This is a genomic window from Acetobacter papayae JCM 25143 (assembly GCF_000613285.1).
In the GTDB taxonomy this organism is placed as follows: domain Bacteria; phylum Pseudomonadota; class Alphaproteobacteria; order Acetobacterales; family Acetobacteraceae; genus Acetobacter; species Acetobacter papayae.
The window spans coordinates 13,898-34,346 of sequence record NZ_BAIN01000011.1 but is presented as its reverse complement, the minus strand read 5'-3'; the positions used below and the strand labels follow the sequence as shown (position 1 = coordinate 34,346).

The 20,449-nt window shown below is 58.4% G+C and carries 14 protein-coding genes and 4 pseudogenes; all 18 read right to left on the bottom strand.

The window, feature by feature from the left end:
- Window positions 1-4: 4 nt before the first annotated feature.
- The 18 genes and pseudogenes from rpsS to JCM25143_RS04630 all read right to left on the bottom strand — a co-directional run bounded on the left by rpsS (window position 5) and on the right by JCM25143_RS04630 (window position 20,288).
- Window positions 5-283 (bottom strand): 30S ribosomal protein S19, encoded by a 279-nt coding sequence (gene rpsS, locus JCM25143_RS04715; RefSeq protein WP_025860199.1) that lies wholly within the window; start codon window positions 281-283, stop codon window positions 5-7.
- Between the two features lie 13 nt (window positions 284-296).
- Window positions 297-1,126 (bottom strand): annotated as a pseudogene (gene rplB, locus JCM25143_RS16945) (50S ribosomal protein L2).
- Between the two features lie 16 nt (window positions 1,127-1,142).
- On the bottom strand, window positions 1,143-1,439 hold the full coding sequence (locus tag JCM25143_RS04705; RefSeq protein WP_199897828.1) for a 50S ribosomal protein L23: 297 nt from the start codon (window positions 1,437-1,439) through the stop codon (window positions 1,143-1,145).
- Between the two features lie 35 nt (window positions 1,440-1,474).
- Window positions 1,475-2,088: pseudogene (rplD, locus tag JCM25143_RS16940) on the bottom strand (50S ribosomal protein L4).
- 4 nt (window positions 2,089-2,092) lie between these two features.
- Window positions 2,093-2,776 (bottom strand): 50S ribosomal protein L3, encoded by a 684-nt coding sequence (rplC, locus tag JCM25143_RS04695; RefSeq protein WP_025860197.1) that lies wholly within the window; start codon window positions 2,774-2,776, stop codon window positions 2,093-2,095.
- A gap of 10 nt (window positions 2,777-2,786) precedes the next feature.
- Window positions 2,787-3,095 carry a 30S ribosomal protein S10 gene (gene rpsJ, locus JCM25143_RS04690; protein ID WP_007282720.1) on the bottom strand — a complete coding sequence of 103 codons (309 nt, stop codon included), beginning with the start codon at window positions 3,093-3,095 and terminating at the stop codon, window positions 2,787-2,789.
- A gap of 109 nt (window positions 3,096-3,204) precedes the next feature.
- Window positions 3,205-4,395, bottom strand: a complete 1,191-nt coding sequence (gene tuf, locus JCM25143_RS04685) for an elongation factor Tu (RefSeq protein ID WP_025860196.1) — start codon at window positions 4,393-4,395, stop codon at window positions 3,205-3,207.
- A gap of 82 nt (window positions 4,396-4,477) precedes the next feature.
- Entirely contained in the window at window positions 4,478-4,954 is a 477-nt protein-coding gene (gene rpsG / locus JCM25143_RS04680) for a 30S ribosomal protein S7 (protein WP_025860195.1), read from the bottom strand.
- A gap of 14 nt (window positions 4,955-4,968) precedes the next feature.
- On the bottom strand, window positions 4,969-5,340 hold the full coding sequence (gene rpsL, locus JCM25143_RS04675) for a 30S ribosomal protein S12 (RefSeq protein WP_003622698.1): 372 nt from the start codon (window positions 5,338-5,340) through the stop codon (window positions 4,969-4,971).
- Between the two features lie 341 nt (window positions 5,341-5,681).
- Window positions 5,682-9,857, bottom strand: a complete 4,176-nt coding sequence (rpoC, locus tag JCM25143_RS04670; RefSeq protein ID WP_025860194.1) for a DNA-directed RNA polymerase subunit beta' — start codon at window positions 9,855-9,857, stop codon at window positions 5,682-5,684.
- A gap of 93 nt (window positions 9,858-9,950) precedes the next feature.
- Window positions 9,951-14,121: pseudogene (gene rpoB / locus JCM25143_RS16935) on the bottom strand (DNA-directed RNA polymerase subunit beta).
- Window positions 14,122-14,310: 189 nt separating this feature from the next.
- Entirely contained in the window at window positions 14,311-14,685 is a 375-nt protein-coding gene (gene rplL / locus JCM25143_RS04660; protein ID WP_025860193.1) for a 50S ribosomal protein L7/L12, read from the bottom strand.
- Between the two features lie 99 nt (window positions 14,686-14,784).
- Window positions 14,785-15,303 carry a 50S ribosomal protein L10 gene (gene rplJ, locus JCM25143_RS04655; protein ID WP_025860192.1) on the bottom strand — a complete coding sequence of 173 codons (519 nt, stop codon included), beginning with the start codon at window positions 15,301-15,303 and terminating at the stop codon, window positions 14,785-14,787.
- A gap of 277 nt (window positions 15,304-15,580) precedes the next feature.
- Entirely contained in the window at window positions 15,581-16,273 is a 693-nt protein-coding gene (rplA, locus tag JCM25143_RS04650) for a 50S ribosomal protein L1 (protein ID WP_025860191.1), read from the bottom strand.
- A 4-nt stretch (window positions 16,274-16,277) separates the two neighbouring features.
- Entirely contained in the window at window positions 16,278-16,712 is a 435-nt protein-coding gene (gene rplK, locus JCM25143_RS04645) for a 50S ribosomal protein L11 (RefSeq protein WP_025860190.1), read from the bottom strand.
- Between the two features lie 126 nt (window positions 16,713-16,838).
- Window positions 16,839-18,227, bottom strand: a pseudogene (locus JCM25143_RS25130) (sensor histidine kinase).
- The gene (locus tag JCM25143_RS04635) at window positions 18,214-18,993 is read right to left on the bottom strand and encodes a response regulator transcription factor (protein ID WP_408735024.1); all 780 of its coding nucleotides are present in this window, start codon (window positions 18,991-18,993) and stop codon (window positions 18,214-18,216) included. Before JCM25143_RS04635 ends, JCM25143_RS25130 begins: the two are co-directional and overlap by 14 nt.
- Window positions 18,994-19,001: 8 nt before the next feature.
- Complete coding sequence (locus JCM25143_RS04630; RefSeq protein WP_025860188.1) at window positions 19,002-20,288, bottom strand: DNA recombination protein RmuC; 1,287 nt, start codon at window positions 20,286-20,288, stop codon at window positions 19,002-19,004.
- Between the last annotated feature and the right edge of the window lie 161 nt (window positions 20,289-20,449).

Sequence of the window (20,449 nt, the reverse complement as noted above, 5' to 3'; positions counted from 1 at the left end):
GCTCTCAGCCCCGCTTAGACTTTTTGTCAGCACCATGCCCGTGGAATGTACGGGTGGGAGAAAATTCGCCAAACTTATGGCCAACCATGTTCTCCGTCACCTGCACAGGCAGGAACTTCTGACCGTTGTAAACACCAAACGTCAACCCCACGAACTGGGGGAGAATTGTCGAACGACGTGACCAGATCTTGATCACTTCGTTACGGCCCGATGCGCGGGATGCTTCAGCCTTGTTCAGCAGATACCCGTCGACGAACGGACCTTTCCAGACGGAACGTGCCATCTTCTATTGCCCCTTACTTGCCGGTCTTCCGGCGACGGATAATCAGGCTGTCCGTCCGCTTGTTGACCCGAGTTTTATAACCTTTAGTCGGCTTGCCCCACGGCGTAACCGGATGACGGCCGCCCGAAGTACGCCCTTCACCACCACCATGCGGATGATCGACCGGGTTCATGACCACGCCGCGGTTATGCGGACGACGGCCCAGCCAGCGCGTACGCCCTGCCTTACCCATGTGCTGGTTCATGTTGTCGGGGTTTGAAACCGCGCCAACAGTTGCCATGCATTCGCCGCGCACAACGCGCAGTTCACCGGACTGCAGCTTGATCTGGCATAGCCAGAATCCTTGCCGACCAGCTGGGCGTACGTTCCTGCGGAACGCGCCATCTTGCCGCCAGCACCCTGCTTCAGTTCGATGTTATGCACAATGGTGCCAACCGGAATGGCAGACAGAGGCATGGCGTTGCCCGGCTTGATATCCACGCGCGCACCGGAGATGACGGAATCGCCAACCTTCAGACGCTGCGGAGCCAGGATATAGGCCAGTTCACCATCTTCATACTTCACCAGTGCGATGAAGGCCGTACGGTTGGGGTCATATTCCAGACGCTCCACCGTGCCGACAACATCAAACTTGCGACGCTTGAAGTCAACGTAACGATAGGACTGCTTGTGACCACCCCCACGGAAGCGGGAAGTGATACGGCCGTTGTTATTACGACCGCCCGACTTGTTCTTACCTTCGGTCAGCTGCTTGACCGGCTTGCCCTTCCAAAGGTCAGCCCTGTCAATCAGAACCGTACCACGCATGCTCGGCGTGACAGGATTAAAGTGCTTCAGTGCCATTTGTTTCTACCCCTGCTCACGCCAGCTTGGCCGTAAGGTCAATGGACTGACCTTCAGCGAGCTGAATGAACGCTTTCTTCACGTCGGAACGCTGCCCCACGCGCCCCTTGAAGCGCTTGGTCTTGCCCTTCTGGACAAGGGTGTTGACGCCAACAACCTTGACGCCGAACAGCGTTTCAACCGCAACCTTGATTTCAGGCTTGCTTGCTGAGATCGCAACCTTGAAAACCACCTGGTTCTTTTCCGAAAGACCAGAAGCCTTTTCGGTAATAACAGGTGCACGAACGATATCGCACAGGGCCTCACGAGACAGACGCTCGGCCTTCCTGCGCAGCGCAAGAATGTTGGTCATGCCAGGCGCTCCTTCAGTCCTTCGAGGCCAGCCTGGGTGATCGCAAGCACCTCATGGTTCAGAATGTCATAAACATTCGCGCCGATTGTCGGCAGAACGTCGATCCGCGGCAGGTTGCGGGCTGCACGAACGAAACCTTCGTCCACGGCACCATCAACGATCAGTGCGGAAACCAGACCAAGCCCTTTGAGCTTCTTCGCCAGTTCGGTGGTCTTGTTCACGCCGGAAGCAGACTGCAGAACGATCAGCTTACCGTCCCTCGCTTTCTGCGACAGAGCGGAAATCAGCCGAGGCGACGCACCTTCTTGGGCAGGTCATAGCCGTGATCACGGACAACCGGACCATGCACCGCACCACCGGTACGATACTGCGGCGCACGGAGCGAACCCTGACGGGCGCTACCGGTGCCTTTCTGGCGGTAAGGCTTTTTGGTCGTGCCGGACACTTCGCCCATGCCCTTGACCTTGTGCGTGCCTGCGCGGCGCTTGGCCAGCTGCCAGTGCACAACACGCGCCATGATATCCGCGCGCGGAGCAACCGCAAAAAGTTCATCCGGCAGCGTAGCAGAGCCAGCCGTGCCGTTATCAAGTGTCTTGATTTCGATTTCCATGATCTCAGCCTTCCGCCGTCACAAGGCCTGCCGGATAGGGCGCGTCGCCATGGCGGGCTTTCTTGATCGCATCACGGATGAGAACGACGCTGTTCTTGGCACCGGGAATGGAGCCCCGAACCATGACCAGATTCTTTTCCGGATCGACCGCAGCAATTTCGAGGTTCAAGGTGGTCACGCGCTCATCGCCCAGATGACCAGCCATTTTCTTGTTTTTGAAGGTCTTGCCGGGATCCTGGCGGTTACCGGTCGAACCATGCGAACGGTGCGAAACAGACACACCATGCGTAGCTTCCAGACCGGCAAAATTCCAGCGCTTCATCGCGCCAGCAAATCCCTTACCCTTGCTGGTACCCGTGACGTCAACCTTCTGGCCAACGACAAAATGAGCAGCAGACAGGGAGGCCCCGATTTCCACCGTAGCGTCGTCCGCCACGCGGAATTCCCGAACCACCTTTTTGGGCTCAACCTTCACGCGGGCAAAATGGCCACGATTGGGCTTGGAAACGTTTTTAACCTTGGCGTTGCCCATACCCAACTGAACGGCCACATAGCCATCCCGCTCCTGGGTGCGAACATCAACCACCTGCACATCATCGATATGCAGAACTGTGACAGGCACATGTGTGCCGTCTTCCTTGAACAGCCGGGACATGCCCAGCTTTTTTGCGATCAATCCGGTGCGCATCGTCTGGACCTTAGAGTTTGATCTCGACATCAACGCCAGCGGCGAGGTCGAGCTTCATGAGAGCGTCCACGGTCTGCGGAGTGGGCTCAACAATATCAAGCAGGCGGCGATGGGTCCGGATTTCGAACTGCTCGCGGCTCTTCTTGTCTACGTGAGGTGAACGGTTAACCGTAAACCGTTCGATATGCGTCGGCAGCGGGATAGGACCCCGAACCCGCGCACCCGTACGCTTCGCCGTATTCACGATTTCCTTCGTGCTGTTATCGAGCACGCGATGATCGTACGCTTTCAGGCGAATGCGGATGTTCTGGTTGTCCATTTGTTTCTTAGTCCAACACTTAACTTGTCCGGGAGAAACCCGGCCGCCAAGTAAACCCCCGACCGAACAATTCGGCCGGGGGCCACTCAGTCTCAAACCCCTTTATCGATTACTCGATAATGGAAGCAACAACGCCCGCGCCAACCGTACGGCCACCTTCGCGGATAGCGAAGCGGAGACCTTCGTCCATGGCGATCGGAGCGATCAGCTCGACTTCCATAGCGCAGTTATCGCCCGGCATCACCATTTCGGTGCCTTCCGGCAGATGCACAACACCCGTCACGTCCGTCGTACGGAAGTAGAACTGGGGACGATAGTTGGTGAAGAACGGCGTATGACGGCCACCTTCTTCCTTCGTCAGGATGTAGGCTTCAGCCTTGAACTTCTTGTGCGGGGTGATGGAAGCGGGCTTGGCCAGAACCTGACCGCGCTCGACATCTTCACGCTTCGTGCCACGCAGCAGCGCGCCGATGTTGTCGCCAGCTTCACCACGATCGAGCAGCTTGCGGAACATTTCAACGCCGGTCACGATCGTCTTAACCGTGTCCTTCAGGCCAACGATTTCAACTTCGTCGCCCACGTTCACGGCGCCACGCTCAACGCGACCCGTCACCACCGTGCCACGACCAGAGATCGAGAACACGTCTTCGATCGGCATCAGGAACGGACGATCAATCGGACGCTCCGGCTGCGGGATGTAGCTGTCTACAGCTGCCATCAGGTCGAGAACGCGGTTTTCACCGATTTCCACGTCGCCGTCTTCCAGAGTAACCAGAGCGGAGCCCTTGATCACCGGAATGTCGTCGCCGGGGAACTGGTAGGAAGACAGCAGCTCGCGCACTTCCATTTCAACCAGTTCGAGCAGCTCGGGATCGTCAACCTGGTCAACCTTGTTCAGGAACACGACCAGAGCCGGCACACCGACCTGACGCGCCAGCAGGATGTGCTCGCGGGTCTGGGGCATCGGGCCGTCAGCAGCGGATACAACCAGGATAGCGCCGTCCATCTGCGCCGCACCCGTGATCATGTTCTTCACGTAGTCGGCGTGTCCGGGGCAGTCAACGTGAGCGTAGTGACGGTTGTCGGTTTCATATTCCACGTGAGCGGTGGAGATGGTGATGCCGCGAGCGCGCTCTTCAGGAGCCGCATCGATCTGGTCATACGCCTTGAAAACCGCGCCGCCCTTCTTGGCCAGCGTCTTGGTGATAGCCGCGGTCAGAGAGGTCTTGCCATGGTCAACGTGACCAATGGTGCCGATGTTGCAGTGCGGTTTATTCCGCTCAAATTTAGCCTTAGCCATTGTCTACTCCATACCCCAGAACAATCGGGATGCAGTTGTTACAAGCAGCCTCACCACACGGGAAGAGGCGAACTTTCACGAGTTACCAACGATAGTGGCTGAATGCCTTGTTGGCTTCTGCCATACGATGCGTGTCTTCGCGCTTCTTGACGGCCGCGCCGCGGTTGTTCACCGCATCGAGCAGCTCGTTAGACAGACGATCCTGCATGGTGTTCTCGCCACGCTTGCGCGCAGCGTCGATCAGCCAGCGGATAGCCAGCGCCTGACGGCGCTCAGTGCGAACTTCAACCGGCACCTGATAGGTCGCACCACCAACACGGCGGGAACGCACTTCAACGGCCGGCTTTACGTTATCCAGCGCACTATGAAACAGAGCGATCGGGTCGGGAGCGTTGCCGCTCCGACGCGCCATGGCGTCAAGCGCGCCATAGACGATCTTTTCTGCGGTGGATTTCTTGCCATCGAACATCAGCGCATTCATGAAACGCGTAATGACGATGTCTCCGAACTTCGGATCGGGAAGGATCTCACGCTTTACGGCGCGATGACGGCGACTCATACCTGGACTTCCTCTTATTTCGGACGCTTGGCGCCATAGAGCGACCGACGCTGACGCCGCTTGGCGATACCCTGCGTATCGAGAACACCACGAAGGATGTGATAACGAACACCCGGCAAGTCCTTCACTCGACCGCCGCGGATCAGCACAACGCTATGTTCCTGAAGGTTATGACCTTCACCCGGAATATAGCTGACCACCTCATAGCCGTTCGTCAGACGCACCTTGGCAACTTTACGCAGGGCGGAGTTCGGCTTTTTCGGTGTCGTCGTATAAACGCGGGTGCAGACACCGCGCTTCTGGGGGCAACCCTGCAGCGCGGGCACCTTATTGCGCTTGACTGCAGGCTTACGCCCCTTGGCAATGAGCTGGTTGATGGTCGGCATGCGCCTTTCCCGATCCTTACACAGTTCGGTCGGCCAGCCTTTTTCTGGGCTGCCGACTTCCATTAAAAATATCCCAACCGGCAGATGCCGGAATGAGGCTATATTGGCATCCGGCTCTGCTTCCACCGGAAGCCTGCCGCATGCTGGAAACTCGTACAGAGAACCTGATTGCTCGAACATCACGTATGATGCTCGAAGCTGAGGGGTGCTAACTAACCTTCCCCCTCAGGGAAGTCAAGCATTCCCTAGCGATTCTCTACGGGGCATCACCCTGCCCTCATAAAAAAAGGACCGGCACAAAGCCGATCCTTTTTCTCTGTAACCATCAGGAGCCTGAGCGCTTACTCTGCAGCGCTCCGCCCTACCCGCTGGCGGTCCTGCTCTGCCGCAATGGCACGCAGGCGCTTCATGACACTGCCTGTGCCAGCCGGGATCAGACGACCGACAATGACGTTTTCCTTCAGGCCTGTCAGCCTGTCGATCTTGCCGGCTGTCGCGGCCTCCGTCAGCACGCGCGTCGTTTCCTGGAAGGACGCGGCAGAGATGAAGGACTGCGTCTGCAGCGATGCCTTGGTGATACCCTGCAGAACCGGCATAGCCAGCGCAGGACGTTCGCCCGCATTCAGGCATTTGGCATTTTCAGCCTCATACTCAATGCGGTCAACGGTTTCACCAATAAGGTAGGTCGTGTCACCCGGCTCCAGAATTTCAACTTTCTGGAGCATCTGGCGAACAATCACCTCAATGTGCTTGTCGTTGATTTTCACGCCCTGCAGACGATAGACGTCCTGAATTTCATTGATGAGGTAGTCGGACAGCGCCTCAACCCCCATGACTTTCAGAATATCGTGCGGCACGCGGGGACCATCGACCAGCGGATCACCCTTCTCGACAAAGTCACCTTCCTGAACGGAAATATGCTTACCCTTGGGGATCAGATATTCCTGCTCATCACCTGTTTCATCGTTCTTCACGACAATACGGCGTTTGGACTTGTAGTCTTTGCCGAATTCAACGCGACCTTCCATTTCGGCGATGATCGCGTGGTCCTTCGGACGACGAGCTTCGAACAGTTCGGCAACACGCGGCAAACCACCGGTAATATCACGCGTCTTGGAACCTTCGCGCGGCAGACGTGCCAGCACGTCACCCGCATGCACCTCTGCTCCGTTCTCAACCGAAAGCAGTGTTTCGGGAGAGAGGAAGTAGCGTGCATCAGACCCGTTATCGAGCTTGATAACTTCGCCGTTGGCATCCTTGAGCTGCAGACGCGGGCGCAGATCAACGCCTTTGCCAGCCTGCTTGTAGTCAACCACCACCTTTGAGGTCAGGCCCGTCACTTCGTCCATACGCTCAACCAGCGTAATGGAATCGATCAGGTCCAGATACTCAACCTTACCGGCCTTTTCGGTGATGATCGGCAGGGTATAGGGGTCCCACTCAGCCAGCTTCTGCGTACGCGTAACCTGTGCGCCATCAGTGACCAGCAGTTTGGCACCGTAAGGCACGCGATAACGCGCCTTTTCCACACCGTTCTCGTCGGTCAGCAGGATTTCGCAGTTACGGGCCATGACAATCGGCACGTTTTGGCTGTTCTGCACGACGTTGCGGTTACGGATCATGATCCGACCATCGCGTGAGGCCTCGATCATGGACTGCTCAGCGCCACGCTGTGCCGCACCACCGATATGGAAGGTACGCATAGTCAGCTGAGTGCCGGGCTCACCGATGGACTGTGCTGCGATAACACCCACGGCTTCACCGATATTGACCGGCGTGCCGCGTGCGAGATCACGACCATAGCAGTGCCCGCAGACACCTATACGGCTGTCACAGGTTAGCACGGAACGGATATGCACCGTTTCCACGCCTGCCTTTTCAACGCGCTCGGCATCGGCCTCATCGATCAGATGATTGCGCGCCAGCAGCACCGTGCCCGTTTCCGGGTCGATCACATCGCTGGCAACAGTACGGCCCAGAATACGCTCGGCAAGGGATGAGACAACTTCGCCACCATCCAGAACCGCACGCACAGTCAGACCGCGTTCGCTGCCGCAATCATTTTCGATGATGATGCTGTCCTGTGCCACGTCAACGAGACGGCGGGTCAGATAACCGGAGTTAGCTGTCTTGAGCGCCGTATCGGCCAGACCCTTACGGGCACCGTGGGTAGAGGTAAAGTAATCGAGAACCGACAGGCCTTCTTTAAAGTTGGCAATAATCGGCTGTTCGATAATCTCACCCGACGGCTTGGCCATCAGACCACGCATACCGGCAAGCTGCTTCATCTGAGCCGGCGACCCACGGGCCCCGGAGTGGCTCATCATCCACACGGAGTTGATGGGCTTGCCGATTTCCTGACGCGAAATTTCCTTGGTCATCGCGGCCTGGACTTCGTCCGTGCAGCGTGACCAGGCGTCAACCACCTTGTTGTAGCGTTCACCAGCCGTGATCAGACCGTCCTGATACTGCTGTTCAAACTCTTTCACCTCGGTTGCGGTACGATCAACCAGTTCCTTCTTTTCCGCCGGGATGATCATGTCATCCTTGCCGAAGGAAATGCCGGCCTTGGCCGCGTGACGGAACCCGAGGGCCATCAGGCGGTCGCAGAAAATAACCGCTTCCTTCTGACCGCAATGACGGTAGACGGTGTCGATCACGTCCGAGACGGCTTTTTTGGTCAGCTGGCGATTAATCAGCGAGAACGGCACCGCGGCGTGCTTGGGCAGAATCTGCGCAATCAGCACACGACCGGGCGTTGTAACCGCCACGTCAATATGCCGGTTGCCTTCTGCATCCACGCGCTCGAAACGTGCACGGATTTTGTCATGCAGTTTCAGAGCACCCGCGCTGAGTGCGTATTCAACTTCGCTGACAGATGCGAAGGACGGCGCGCCTTCTTTGATCAAGGCACCGGTTGTGCTGTCGTATTCGCTACGATCCAGCGCAACCTTGAACTCAGGCGTTTCGAGGCTGAGGTAATACAGCCCCAGAACGATATCCTGAGACGGCACGATGATCGGCTTGCCGTTAGCCGGGCTGAGGATGTTGTTGGTGGACATCATCAGCACGCGGGCTTCAAGCTGCGCTTCGAGGCTCAGCGGCACGTGCACGGCCATCTGGTCACCATCGAAGTCAGCATTGAACGCGGTGCAGACCAGCGGGTGAAGCTGGATGGCCTTGCCTTCAATCAGCACCGGCTCGAAAGCCTGAATGCCCAGTCGGTGAAGGGTCGGTGCGCGGTTGAGCAGAACCGGATGCTCGCGGATAACCTCTTCAAGGATATCCCAGACTTCCGGACGCTCTTTTTCCACCATACGCTTCGCCGCCTTGATGGTGGTGGCGTGGCCGTATTTTTCCAGCTTGGCGTAAATGAAGGGCTTGAACAACTCCAGCGCCATCTTCTTGGGCAGACCGCACTGGTGCAGCTTCAGTTCCGGCCCCACGACGATGACCGAACGACCAGAATAGTCAACGCGCTTACCCAGAAGGTTCTGACGGAAGCGGCCCTGCTTGCCCTTGAGCATATCAGAGAGCGACTTCAGCGGACGCTTGTTCGCACCCGTAATGGCGCGGCCACGACGACCGTTGTCAAATAGGGCGTCAACCGCTTCCTGCAGCATGCGCTTTTCGTTACGCACGATAATATCGGGCGCACGCAGCTCCATCAGCCGCTTGAGACGATTGTTACGGTTGATAACACGACGATAAAGATCGTTCAGATCCGATGTCGCGAAACGGCCACCATCCAGCGGCACCAGCGGGCGCAGTTCTGGGGGAATGACCGGCACCATGTCCAGAATCATCCACTCGGGGCGTGAGCCGCTTTCCGCGAAGGCTTCAACCAGCTTCAGGCGCTTGACCAGCTTCTTGCGCTTGGCTTCCGAAGTGGTTTCTTTCAGATCCTGACGCAGTTCCACCTTTTCGGCGTCGCAGTCGATCCGCTCAAGAACCTTCTTAATGGCTTCAGCGCCAATACCGACTTCCACACCTTCGTCGCCATACTCGTCCATGGCGTCCAGATACTGTTCCTCGGTCAGCAGGGAGTACTGCTTCAGGGGAGACGTACCGGGCTCAAGAACCAGATAGCTTTCGAAATACAGAACCTTTTCCAGATCCTTGAGGGTCAGATCGACCATCAGGCCGATACGGCTCGGCAGGGATTTCAGGAACCAGATATGGGCAACGGGGCTCGCAAGCTGGATGTGACCCATACGCTCGCGGCGTACTTTTGCCAGCGTGACTTCAACACCGCATTTTTCGCAGATAATCCCGCGAAACTTCATGCGCTTGTATTTGCCGCACAGGCATTCGTAGTCCTTGATCGGGCCAAAAATACGCGCGCAGAACAGGCCATCACGCTCAGGCTTGAACGTGCGGTAGTTGATGGTTTCGGGCTTCTTGATTTCACCAAAAGACCAGGAACGGATCTGCTCAGGCGATGCGAGCTGGATCTTGATCTGGTCAAAGGTCATCGCCTGGCCGGTCTGGCCAAGAATTTTCATGAGTTCATTCATGTGTCGAAGCCCCCAGCGGGAAACGGGAAACCGGAGCACACGCCCCGGCCATCCCTTTGAAATAAGTATGGATCATGTCTGAGAAAGGCACCCTCAGTCGGCTCCCTGCTCCAGCTCAACATTCAGGCCAAGGGACTTGAGTTCCTTGATCAGCACGTTGAAGCTTTCGGGGATACCTGCCTCGAAGTCGTCCTGCTCCCGCACGATGCTTCGTACACTTTGGTACGGCCCGAAACGTCATCCGATTTGACTGTCAGCATTTCCTGCAAGGTGTAGGCCGCGCCATAGGCTTCCAGCGCCCACACTTCCATTTCACCGAAACGCTGGCCACCGAACTGCGCCTTACCACCCAGCGGCTGCTGCGTAACAAGCGAATACGGCCCGATGGAACGTGCGTGAATCTTGTCGTCGACAAGATGGTGCAGCTTGAGCATGTAGATGTAGCCAACCGTCGTGCGGCGCTCGAACGGCTCGCCCGTACGCCCGTCGATCAGCTGCGACTGCCCGCTTTTGTTGACACCAGCCTTTTCCAGCATGGCTTCAATATCGGGAATGGACGCGCCATCGAACACCGGGGTAGCAATCGGCACGCCTTTACGCAGGTTGCCTGCCAGTTCCACCAGTGCCTCATTCGTCATGGAAGCGATGGAGTCATCATAGACTTTATCGCCGTAGACTTCCTTGAGGCGGTCAAGCAGTTCCTGACGCTTTTCACCCGTTCTCTGGTATTCGTCCACCAGGTCGCCGATACCGCGACCGATATTGGCGCAGGCCCAGCCCAGATGGGTTTCCAGAATCTGCCCGACATTCATGCGCGACGGCACGCCGAGCGGGTTCAGAACCAGATCAACCGGTGTGCCATCTTCAAGGAACGGCATATCCTCAACCGGCACAACGCGCGAGACCACACCCTTGTTACCATGACGACCGGCCATCTTGTCACCGGGCTGAAGCTTACGCTTCACGGCAACAAAGACCTTGACCATTTTCATCACGCCCGGCGGCAGTTCATCACCACGCTGGAGCTTTTCCACCTTGCTTTCAAAGCGGGCCTGAATACGGGCGATCGCCGCATCAAATTCCCGACGCAGGGTTTCAAGCTCGGCCATGACCGTATCGGACGCCACAACAATGTGGCGCCACACCGCGCGGGGGTGCTCATCCAGCACTTCATCGGTCAGAACCGTGCCAGACTTGACGCCCTTGAACCCGGCACCAGCCGTCTGACCCAGCAGCTTTTCACGCAGACGCCCGAAGAAGGAGCGTTCCTGAATACCGCGCTCGTCATCGCGGTCTTTTGCCAGACGCTCGATTTCCGCACGCTCGATCGCCATTGCGCGCTCGTCCTTGTCCACGCCACGGCGGGAGAAGACGCGCACGTCAACAATGGTGCCGGTCGTGCCGGGGGGCAGACGCAGGGACGTGTCACGCACGTCAGATGCTTTTTCACCGAAGATGGCGCGCAGGAGCTTTTCTTCCGGCGTCATCGGGCTTTCGCCCTTGGGTGTCACCTTACCGATCAGGATATCGCCCGGATTCACTTCCGCGCCTACATACACGATGCCCGCTTCGTCAAGGTTGCGGAGCGCTTCCTCACCGACATTGGGAATATCGCGGGTGATTTCTTCCTGACCCAGCTTGGTGTCACGGGCCATGACTTCGAATTCCTCGATATGGATCGAGGTAAACACGTCATCCTTGGCAATCCGTTCGGAAATCAGGATGGAGTCTTCGAAGTTGTAACCGTTCCAAGCATGAACGCGACGAGCACGTTACGGCCCAGAGCCAGTTCACCCAGTTCGGTGGACGGACCATCGGCAATAATATCGCCCGCACGCACCTGATCCCCAACAAACACCAGCGGACGCTGGTTGATGCAGGTGGACTGGTTGGAACGGGAATACTTACGCAGACGATAGATATCCACGCCCTGTGTCGAACCGTTGGTGTCGGTCGCCCGCACAACGATACGAGCACCGTCGATCTGGTCAACCACGCCATCACGGCGGGCAACGATGGTCGCACCGGAATCGCGGGCCACAGCGGCTTCCATGCCGGTGCCGACCAGCGGCGCATCGGAGCGCACCAGCGGCACGGCCTGACGCTGCATGTTCGAGCCCATGAGCGCGCGGTTCGCGTCATCGTTTTCAAGGAACGGAATCAGGGCCGCAGCAACAGAAACAAGCTGCTTGGGGGAAACGTCGCTTGCCGTCACTTCAGTCGGAGGAACCAGACGGAAGTCGCCGTTACGTCGAACGGAAATCAGGTCCCCGGTCAGCGCGTTCTTGTCGTCAACCTTTGCATCGGCCTGCGCAACAACGAGCTTTTCTTCTTCCATGGCGGAAAGATATTTCCAGCCATCCTGAAGCACGCCATCCTTCACCAGACGGTAAGGCGTTTCGATAAAGCCGTATTTGTTCACCTTGGCATAGGTGGCCAGTGAGTTGATCAGACCGATGTTCGGGCCTTCCGGCGTTTCAATCGGGCAGATACGGCCATAATGCGTGGGATGAACGTCACGGACTTCAAAGCCCGCGCGCTCACGGGTCAGACCACCCGGGCCAAGCGCTGACAGGCGGCGCTTATGCGTCACTTCGGACAGCGGGTTGGTCTGGTCCATGAACTGGCTGAGCTGCGACGAACCAAAGAATTCGCGCACCGCAGCCGCAGCAGGCTTGGCGTTGATCAGGTCATGCGGCATGACCGTATCAATATCGACCGAGCCCATGCGCTCACGAATGGCACGCTCCATCCGCAGCAGCCCGATGCGATACTGATTTTCCATCAGTTCGCCAACAGAACGCACGCGACGGTTACCGAGGTTATCAATATCGTCGATCTGACCGCGACCATCCTTCAGATCGCACAGCACCTTGACCGTACGCAGGATGTCTTCCTTACGCAGAACGCGCACGGTATCCGGCACATCGATATCAAGGCGCATGTTCATCTTCACGCGACCGACCGCAGAGAGGTCATAACGGTCGGGATCGAAGAACAGGCCCTGCAGCATGGCTTCGGCTGTTTCGGCAGTCGGCGGCTCACCCGGACGCATGACACGATAGATATCGATCAGCGCCTCATCACGGCCGGCATTCTTGTCCACCGTCAGCGTGTTACGGATCCACGGACCCTTTGCACCATCGATAGCCAGAACCGGCAGTTCCTTCAGACCTGCTTCTTCAAGGGCTGCCAGACGCGCTTCGGTGATTTCCTCACCTGCTTCGCCGTAGATTTCGCCGGTATCCATATTGACGATGTCATGGGCGATGAAACGACCGATCAGGTCAGCCTCACCCACCAGAACCTCGCGGGTGGTTTCGGCAATCTTGCGCACCAGACGGGCCGTGAGCTTGGTTTCGGCATCCGCCACAACCTCACCCGTTTCGGCATCGACCAGCGGCGAAAGCAGCTTAACGCCACGGAAGGACTCCGCATCGAACGGACGTGCCCAGCCCTTCGCGGTTTTGGTGAAATTTACCGTATCGTAGAAGTAGCTGAGGATTTCATTGGCATCCATACCACGGATTTCCATGGCATCGACATCACCGCCTTCAGCCCGCTTGGCGGCGCGAGCGGCGGCAGAAGCGGCCCCTTCCAGCGCGTAAAGCAGGGTCGTGATCGGCAGCTTGCGCTTGCGATCGATACGGACATACAGCAGGTCCTTGGCGTCGAATTCGAAATCGAGCCAGGAACCACGATAGGGAATGACGCGCGCGGCAAACAGATACTTGCCCGAAGAATGCGTCTTGCCTTTGTCGTGATCGAAGAACACGCCCGGCGAACGGTGCATCTGGCTGACGATAACGCGTTCCGTGCCATTGACGATAAACGTGCCGTTATCGGTCATCAGGGGCATGTCGCCCATATAGACCGGCTGTTCCTTGATATCGCGGATGGAGCGTGAGCCCGTGTCTTCATCCACGTCCCAAACGATCAGCCGCAGGATAACCTTGAGAGGTGCCGCGAATGTCAGGCCGCGCTGAATGCATTCCTCGACATCGTATTTCGGCTCTTCGAATTCGTAGCTGACGAATTCAAGACGACCGCGCCCGGCGAAATCGTTAATGGGAAAAACAGAGCGGAAAACTTCCTGTAGGCCCGTGGCCGTACGCGCGTCAGCCGATACATTGGCCTGCAGGAACGTCTCGTAGGACGCACGCTGCACATCAATCAAATTCGGCATCGGAGCGATTTCAGGAATACGCCCAAAACTCTTGCGAATACGCTTCCGTCCTGTGAACGATTTGGTGATTGCGTTCATCGTCGCTCCTGCCCCGCCTTAGTCTTCCAGACCATCAGGCCTGCGGCAAACCGCAAGCCAGAAAGTCCGGACGCCGTAACTTCTGCCCTGCCCTGGATCATCCAGAAACAGGCAAACGGGCGGAGGTTGACACCTCCACCCGGTAACCCAGATCACACTATCCCGGCATAAACCGAGAAAGCAGCAATCTTACTTCACTTCGACGGTCGCGCCGTTTTCTTCAAGAAGCTTCTTGATCTTGTCGGCTTCTTCCTTGTTCACGCCTTCCTTGACGGGCTTCGGAGCGCCTTCGACCAGATCCTTAGCTTCCTTCAGACCCAGACCCGTGATGCCACGGATTTCCTTGATCACGTTGATCTTCTTTTCGCCAGCGGCGGCCAGAATCACGGTGAACTCGGTCTGTTCTTCAGCAGCGGCAGCAGCGCCAGCAGCCGGAGCAGCAGCAACGGCAACCGGAGCAGCAGCGGAAACGCCCCACTTTTCTTCAAGGAGCTTGGAGAGTTCAGCAGCTTCAAGAACGGTCAGAGCGGACAGTTCGTCAACGATCTTAGCAAGATCAGCCATGGTTAGTCTTCCTAATATAAATACTGGTTAGCGGAACGCAACCCCCTGAACGAAGGCTGCGCGTGTATCGTAAACACCCGCCCCGAAAGGCGGATGCAATCAGGCGGCTTCGCCCGTCTTGGCATAGGCCCCAAAAACGCGAGCAAGCTGCGCGGCGGGTGCCTGCGTGACGGCCGCAATACGCGTTGCAGGCGTGGAGATAAGCCCCACGAGCTGCGCGCGCAGCGTGTCAAGCGACGGCAGCTCGGCCAGAGCCTTGATCCCGCTGGCATCAAGCACCTGCGAACCAAGAGAACCACCAAGCACCACAAGCTTGTCATCGGTTTTGGCGAACTCAGCGATCACCTTCGCCACTGCCACAGGATCATCCGACCACGCGAGCGCGGTCGGGCCCTTCAGCATCGGCGCAATGCCGCTGAACTGGGTCCCATCCAGGGCGAGAGTTGCCAGCCGGTTTTTAACGACTTTGTAGTTCGCACCCGCTGCACGCACCTTGCGCCGCAGATCGGTCACGCTGGCCACGGTCAACCCAGTATTCTGGGTTACCACAACCATGGACGTCTGGGCGAAAACGGTGGCCAGAGAGGCAACTAAAGCCTTCTTTTCCGTACGGTCCAAATCCCGTCTCCTTCTTGTCCCTTCCAGCTTACGCCGGACGGAACGGGTTGCCCTTTGGGTGCCACGCATGCGCAACACCCGCTCGCCTGTCCTTGAAACGGAATCTGGGGCCGCCGAAAAAATCAGCCTGCAACCAGCATCCCCGTCATACCACCCGCCAGCTTGCGCTGTTTAAGACCGCGATGGGCCGCGTGTAGTCTCGGACAGGTAACGGAAGACACCGAAATGCCTTCCATGCGCGCTACCGACCAAAGATCAGCAGCACGACATTCTTATCTCAGACCGTAAAGACCGAGACGTCAACCTGAACGCCAGGCCCCATGGTGGAGGAAAGAGCAGCCTTCTTCATGTAGGTGCCCTTTGCGCCAGCGGGACGCGCCTTCTGCACGGCGTCAACAAACGCACGCACGTTTTCAGCCAGCTTGTCGGTGCCGAAGGAGGCCTTACCAACACCAGCGTGGATGATACCGGTCTTTTCAGCGCGGTATTCAACCTGACCGGACTTGGCGGCTTCAACAGCGCCCTTCACGTCCATGGTGACGGTGCCGAGCTTGGGGTTCGGCATCAGACCACGCGGACCGAGGATCTTACCCAGACGACCAACCAGAGCCATCATGTCAGGCGTAGCAATGCAGCGGTCGAAAGCGATTTCGCCAGCCTGCACTTTTTCCATCAGGTCTTCCGCGCCAACGACGTCAGCACCGGCGGCGGTAGCTTCTTCAGCCTTCGCACCGCGGGCAAACACGCCAACGCGCAGGGTCTTGCCCGTGCCATTCGGCAGGGACACGAAACCACGGACCATCTGGTCAGCATGACGGGGGTCAATACCGAGGTTGAGGGCGATTTCAACCGTTTCGTCGAACTTGGCGGTCGCGTTTTCCTTCACCAGGGTGATCGCTTCATCCAGGCCGTAGGCCTTACCAGCGACAACCTTGGCCACAGCAGCGGCCAGACGCTTGTTCTTAGCCATATTCTCAGCCCTCCACCACATCAAGACCCATGGAACGGGCGGAACCAGCGAGCATGCGCACTGCGCCGTCGAGGTCGTTCGCGTTCATGTCCTGCTGCTTCTGCTCAGCGATTTCACGCAGCTGAGCCATGGTCACCTTACCAACGGACGCACTCTTACCAACCGTCTGGCTGCCCTTGGAAATCTTGGCGGCCTTCAGCAGGAAGTAGGTGTTCGGCGGGGTTTTGGTGATGAAGCTGAACGTGCGATCCGCATAAGCGGTGATCACGACAGGAATCGGCATACCCGGCTCGAGGCCCTGGGTCTTGGCGTTGAACGCCTTGCAGAATTCCATGATATTCAGACCGCGCTGACCCAGCGCCGGACCAACCGGCGGAGAAGGGTTGGCTTTACCAGCGGGAATCTGAAGCTTGATGTAGCCAACAACTTTTTTGGCCATATCCGGGACTCCTCTCTATTGAACCCGGACCGCGGTTCATACGATTCCACCAAGCGTTACAGCGCCCGGCAAAACCTCCCGCGTTCCGATCAGGAAAGGGGCGCTTACCGGTGGATGCGCCGCCTGTCAAGAGGCCACACCCTCCGGTCGCTCCCGCAGGGGCGGAAAACAGATACGAAAACACGTGCCCCGCCCGTCTGGCCCGCTCTGCACATGCACCTCCGCCTCATGCAGATGCGCGATGGCGCAGACAAGACTCAGCCCCAGCCCGCTACCCGGCACGTGGCGGCTTTTATCGGAACGGTAGAAGCGCGACAGCACCGCCTGCCGCTCCTCTGGCGCGATCCCGGTACCCGTATCGGTTACACTCAGTTCCGCCTTACCGCCCTGCTCTGTCACGCCCAGCATGATGCTGCCCCCTTCGGGCGTGAATTTGATGCCGTTATCCACCAGATTGGCCAGCAGTTCGACCAGCAGGTGCCTGTCGCCGAACACCTGCACGGGGGCAAGCGGCTTGACCGCCATCAGCCGCTTGTTTTCCATTTCCGCAATGGGTTCGTACAGGTCAGACACATCCGCCACGAGATCGCGCAGGGCCACCTGCCCGAACCCGGCTTTGCGCCGGCTGTTTTCAAGCTCTGCAATACGCAGCAGCGCCGTAATGGTACCCAGACACTGATCCAGATCATCCACAGCGCGGCTCATGGCGGCCTCAAGCTCATCCGGCCCCAACCCTGCGGAAACAGCCCGCTCAAGCCGCGCACGTACCCGCGAGAGCGGGGTGCGCAGGTCGTGGGCAATGTCATTCCCCACCTCACGCATGCCGTCCATCAGCCGCTCCAGCCGGTCGAGCATGCGGTTCACGCTCCCGGCCAGCCGCTCCAGATCATCGCGCTCACGCGCGGCAGGCAGGCGCTCGTGAATATCGCCCCCCATGATCCGGTCTATGGCCTCGTGCATTTCCTTCACACGCGACAAGGCCCGGTGGCTGAGAATAATGCTAGAAAAAGCGCAAACAGGAAGGTCGGCACTGCTGCCACCAGCATGGCGTGCCGGAGCATGAGCTTTTGCTCAGCCAGCAGGTGAAAGCTGCGCCCCAGCACCAGAATGGTGCCATTGGGCAGCGACACCGCCAGCAGGCGCAGGGGATAGGGCGCGCCTTCCTCGGGGTAGATTTCGATATTATGGGGCTTGCCATCGGCTATCAGCGTGCGGCCAACTATGCAGGTCACCCGCGATCAGGGCATGCCCGGCGTCGAACAAACCAGCACTGCTGATGATAAGCCGCAGATCGCCCGTTGCGCGTCGCCTGATGACATATTCCAGATGCTCGGGCGACATCTGGGCCAGAAGCTCTGCCTCCCCCTCAAGCAGTTCGGTGGAGCGGCGGGATTCCACCGCCTCCATCTGGGCGTAAACAAGCCCGAACTGCATGACCATGACACCCGCCATGGCTGCCAGAGCCATGAGCGTGATGCGGAAGGTAGCGGTGCGGAAAAGCTCAGTCAGAAACACGCAGTTGGAACCCCGTGCCGCGAATACTCTGGATCAGCGGTTCTTCGCCGGGGGCGTCAATCTTGCGCCGCAGCTTGCCGATATGCACATCCACCAGATTGGTACGGGGAATAAAGCGATACTGCCAGACATCCTCCAGCAGCATGGAGCGGGTCAGCACCTGACCGGGGCGGCGCATTAGATATTCCAGCAGCCGGAACTCACGCGGGAGCAGTTCGATCTCGCGCCCATCGCGCCATACACGGCGTTCGATCAGATCCATTTCCAGCGGGCCTGTCCGCAGACGGGTGGCGCGCACGTCATCCGGCCTGCGCAGCAGCGCTTCCAGCCGAGCAACAAGCTCCTCCATAGCGAAAGGCTTGGTCAGATAATCATCGCCTCCCGCCTTCAGGCCGGACACCCGATCATCGACCGCTGACAGGGCAGACAGAACCAGAACCGGCGTACGCACACCCTGCTGGCGCATGGTCTCGATAACCGACAGGCCATCGGTGCCGGGCAGCAGCCTGTCCACCACCATAACATCGGCCTCGCCCAGCAGGGCGGCTTCCAGCCCGGCATCACCCGTGGCCTCGCACCGCACCCGAAAGCCGCGCGCGCGCAGTTCCGCCGTTATTTCCTCGGCTATGGTCGTGTCGTCTTCGATCAGAAGCACCATCCTGTCTTCATTGGGGCTCTCGGTGGAGGCTCCCTGTTCAGGCAGTCCTTCATCACGGACATCATCCTCGTGCGGGAGAAATGTGGCGTCCTCTTTCGTCATGTCCATATCCCTGCTCATACCAACCGTGATGCAGCCCCGTCCTGCACCGTTCCAGTAAAATCGCTTTCAGAGTCCTCATCCACCGCCCCGTCCGTTTCCTCAGGGGAGACCTCAAGGTCTTTCAACCGTTTACCCACGGCCCGTGTCCGCCTGCGTGCCTCCTCGATGGAGAAGGACATGGCCTGAGCGTTTCTGGCCAGTTTTTCCAGCACGCCATCCATCCGCAGCATCTCCTGACGTGTAGCCCCCAAAAGCCGGGCAATACTTTCGGTTCGTTCCTCCAGAGCCAGAGTGACATATCCCAGATGGATCGTCCGCAACATTGCGGGCATAAGAGCCGGCCCCATGATCATGACACGATACTGCCGCCCCACTTCATCCATCAGCCCCGGAATACGGGCCACCTCCGTGTAAAGTCCGTCCGTGGGCAAATAAAGCACGGCGAACTCGACAGTTCTCGGGGGCGCTATATATTTTGTTGCAATTTTACGTGCTTCAAGCCTGACCGTGGCTTCCAGCGACTTACGCGCGGCTTTTTCCGCCACGGCATCACCGACCTCCGTGGCGTTCAGCAGTCTTTCATACGCCTCGGTGGGAAACTTACTATCCAGCGGCAGCAGAGGCGGTGCGTCCGAGCGGACGGGCATTTTGAGGGCGAACTCAACCACATCCGCTCCGCTGCCGATCCTGACATTGCTCTCATAAGCACCGGGCGGCAGCACATCATCCAGAATGGCGCGCAGTTGCGCCTCGCCCCAGCCGCCACGGGTTTTGACATTGCTGAACAGGCGCTTGAGATCACTTATCTGTGCTGTCATGGCGCGCACCTCGCCCATGGCTTTCTGCATGGCGGCAAACTGTTCCAGCACACGCTGGAACGAACTCTGCATCTGCTTTTCCACCGCACTATGGAGCTGCTCTGTAACCGCCTGCCGAATGGCGGCAAGCTGCTGGGCCGATGTTTCCGCCATAGCCTGCAAGGCCTGTGCCTGCGCAGCACGCGCCTCGGCCTGTTCACGCCCCATGCCGCCCGACAAAGTGCCAAGCTGCTCGGCCAGAGCCGCACGCATACGCTCGGTTCTCTCCCCCATGCCGCGCTCGGCCTCGGCCAGAGCGCTCCGCAGTCCCGCCGTTTCCGAACGGACCATGGCCACTTCGCGTTCAACCATGACATAGAGGCGCGCCAGCAGATCACCATCCGCGCTGCCCCTCTGGTGGCCACGCCCCACCAGCCAGCCCAGCACGCCCCCCACAACCAGCGCGCCGCACGCAACACATAAAAGAACAATTATGGAACTCATGCCGCTGTTTTGTCGTATGTTCGGCTTTGGAGCAAGGGCCAGCCGCACCGACACATCACAGAGGACACACTGTTTCGTGATGGCATCATCGTACCGCGAATGTTATGGCCGTTCGTTACCAACAACAGAACCGCGCAACGTAAGCTGCGGCATGCCAGATA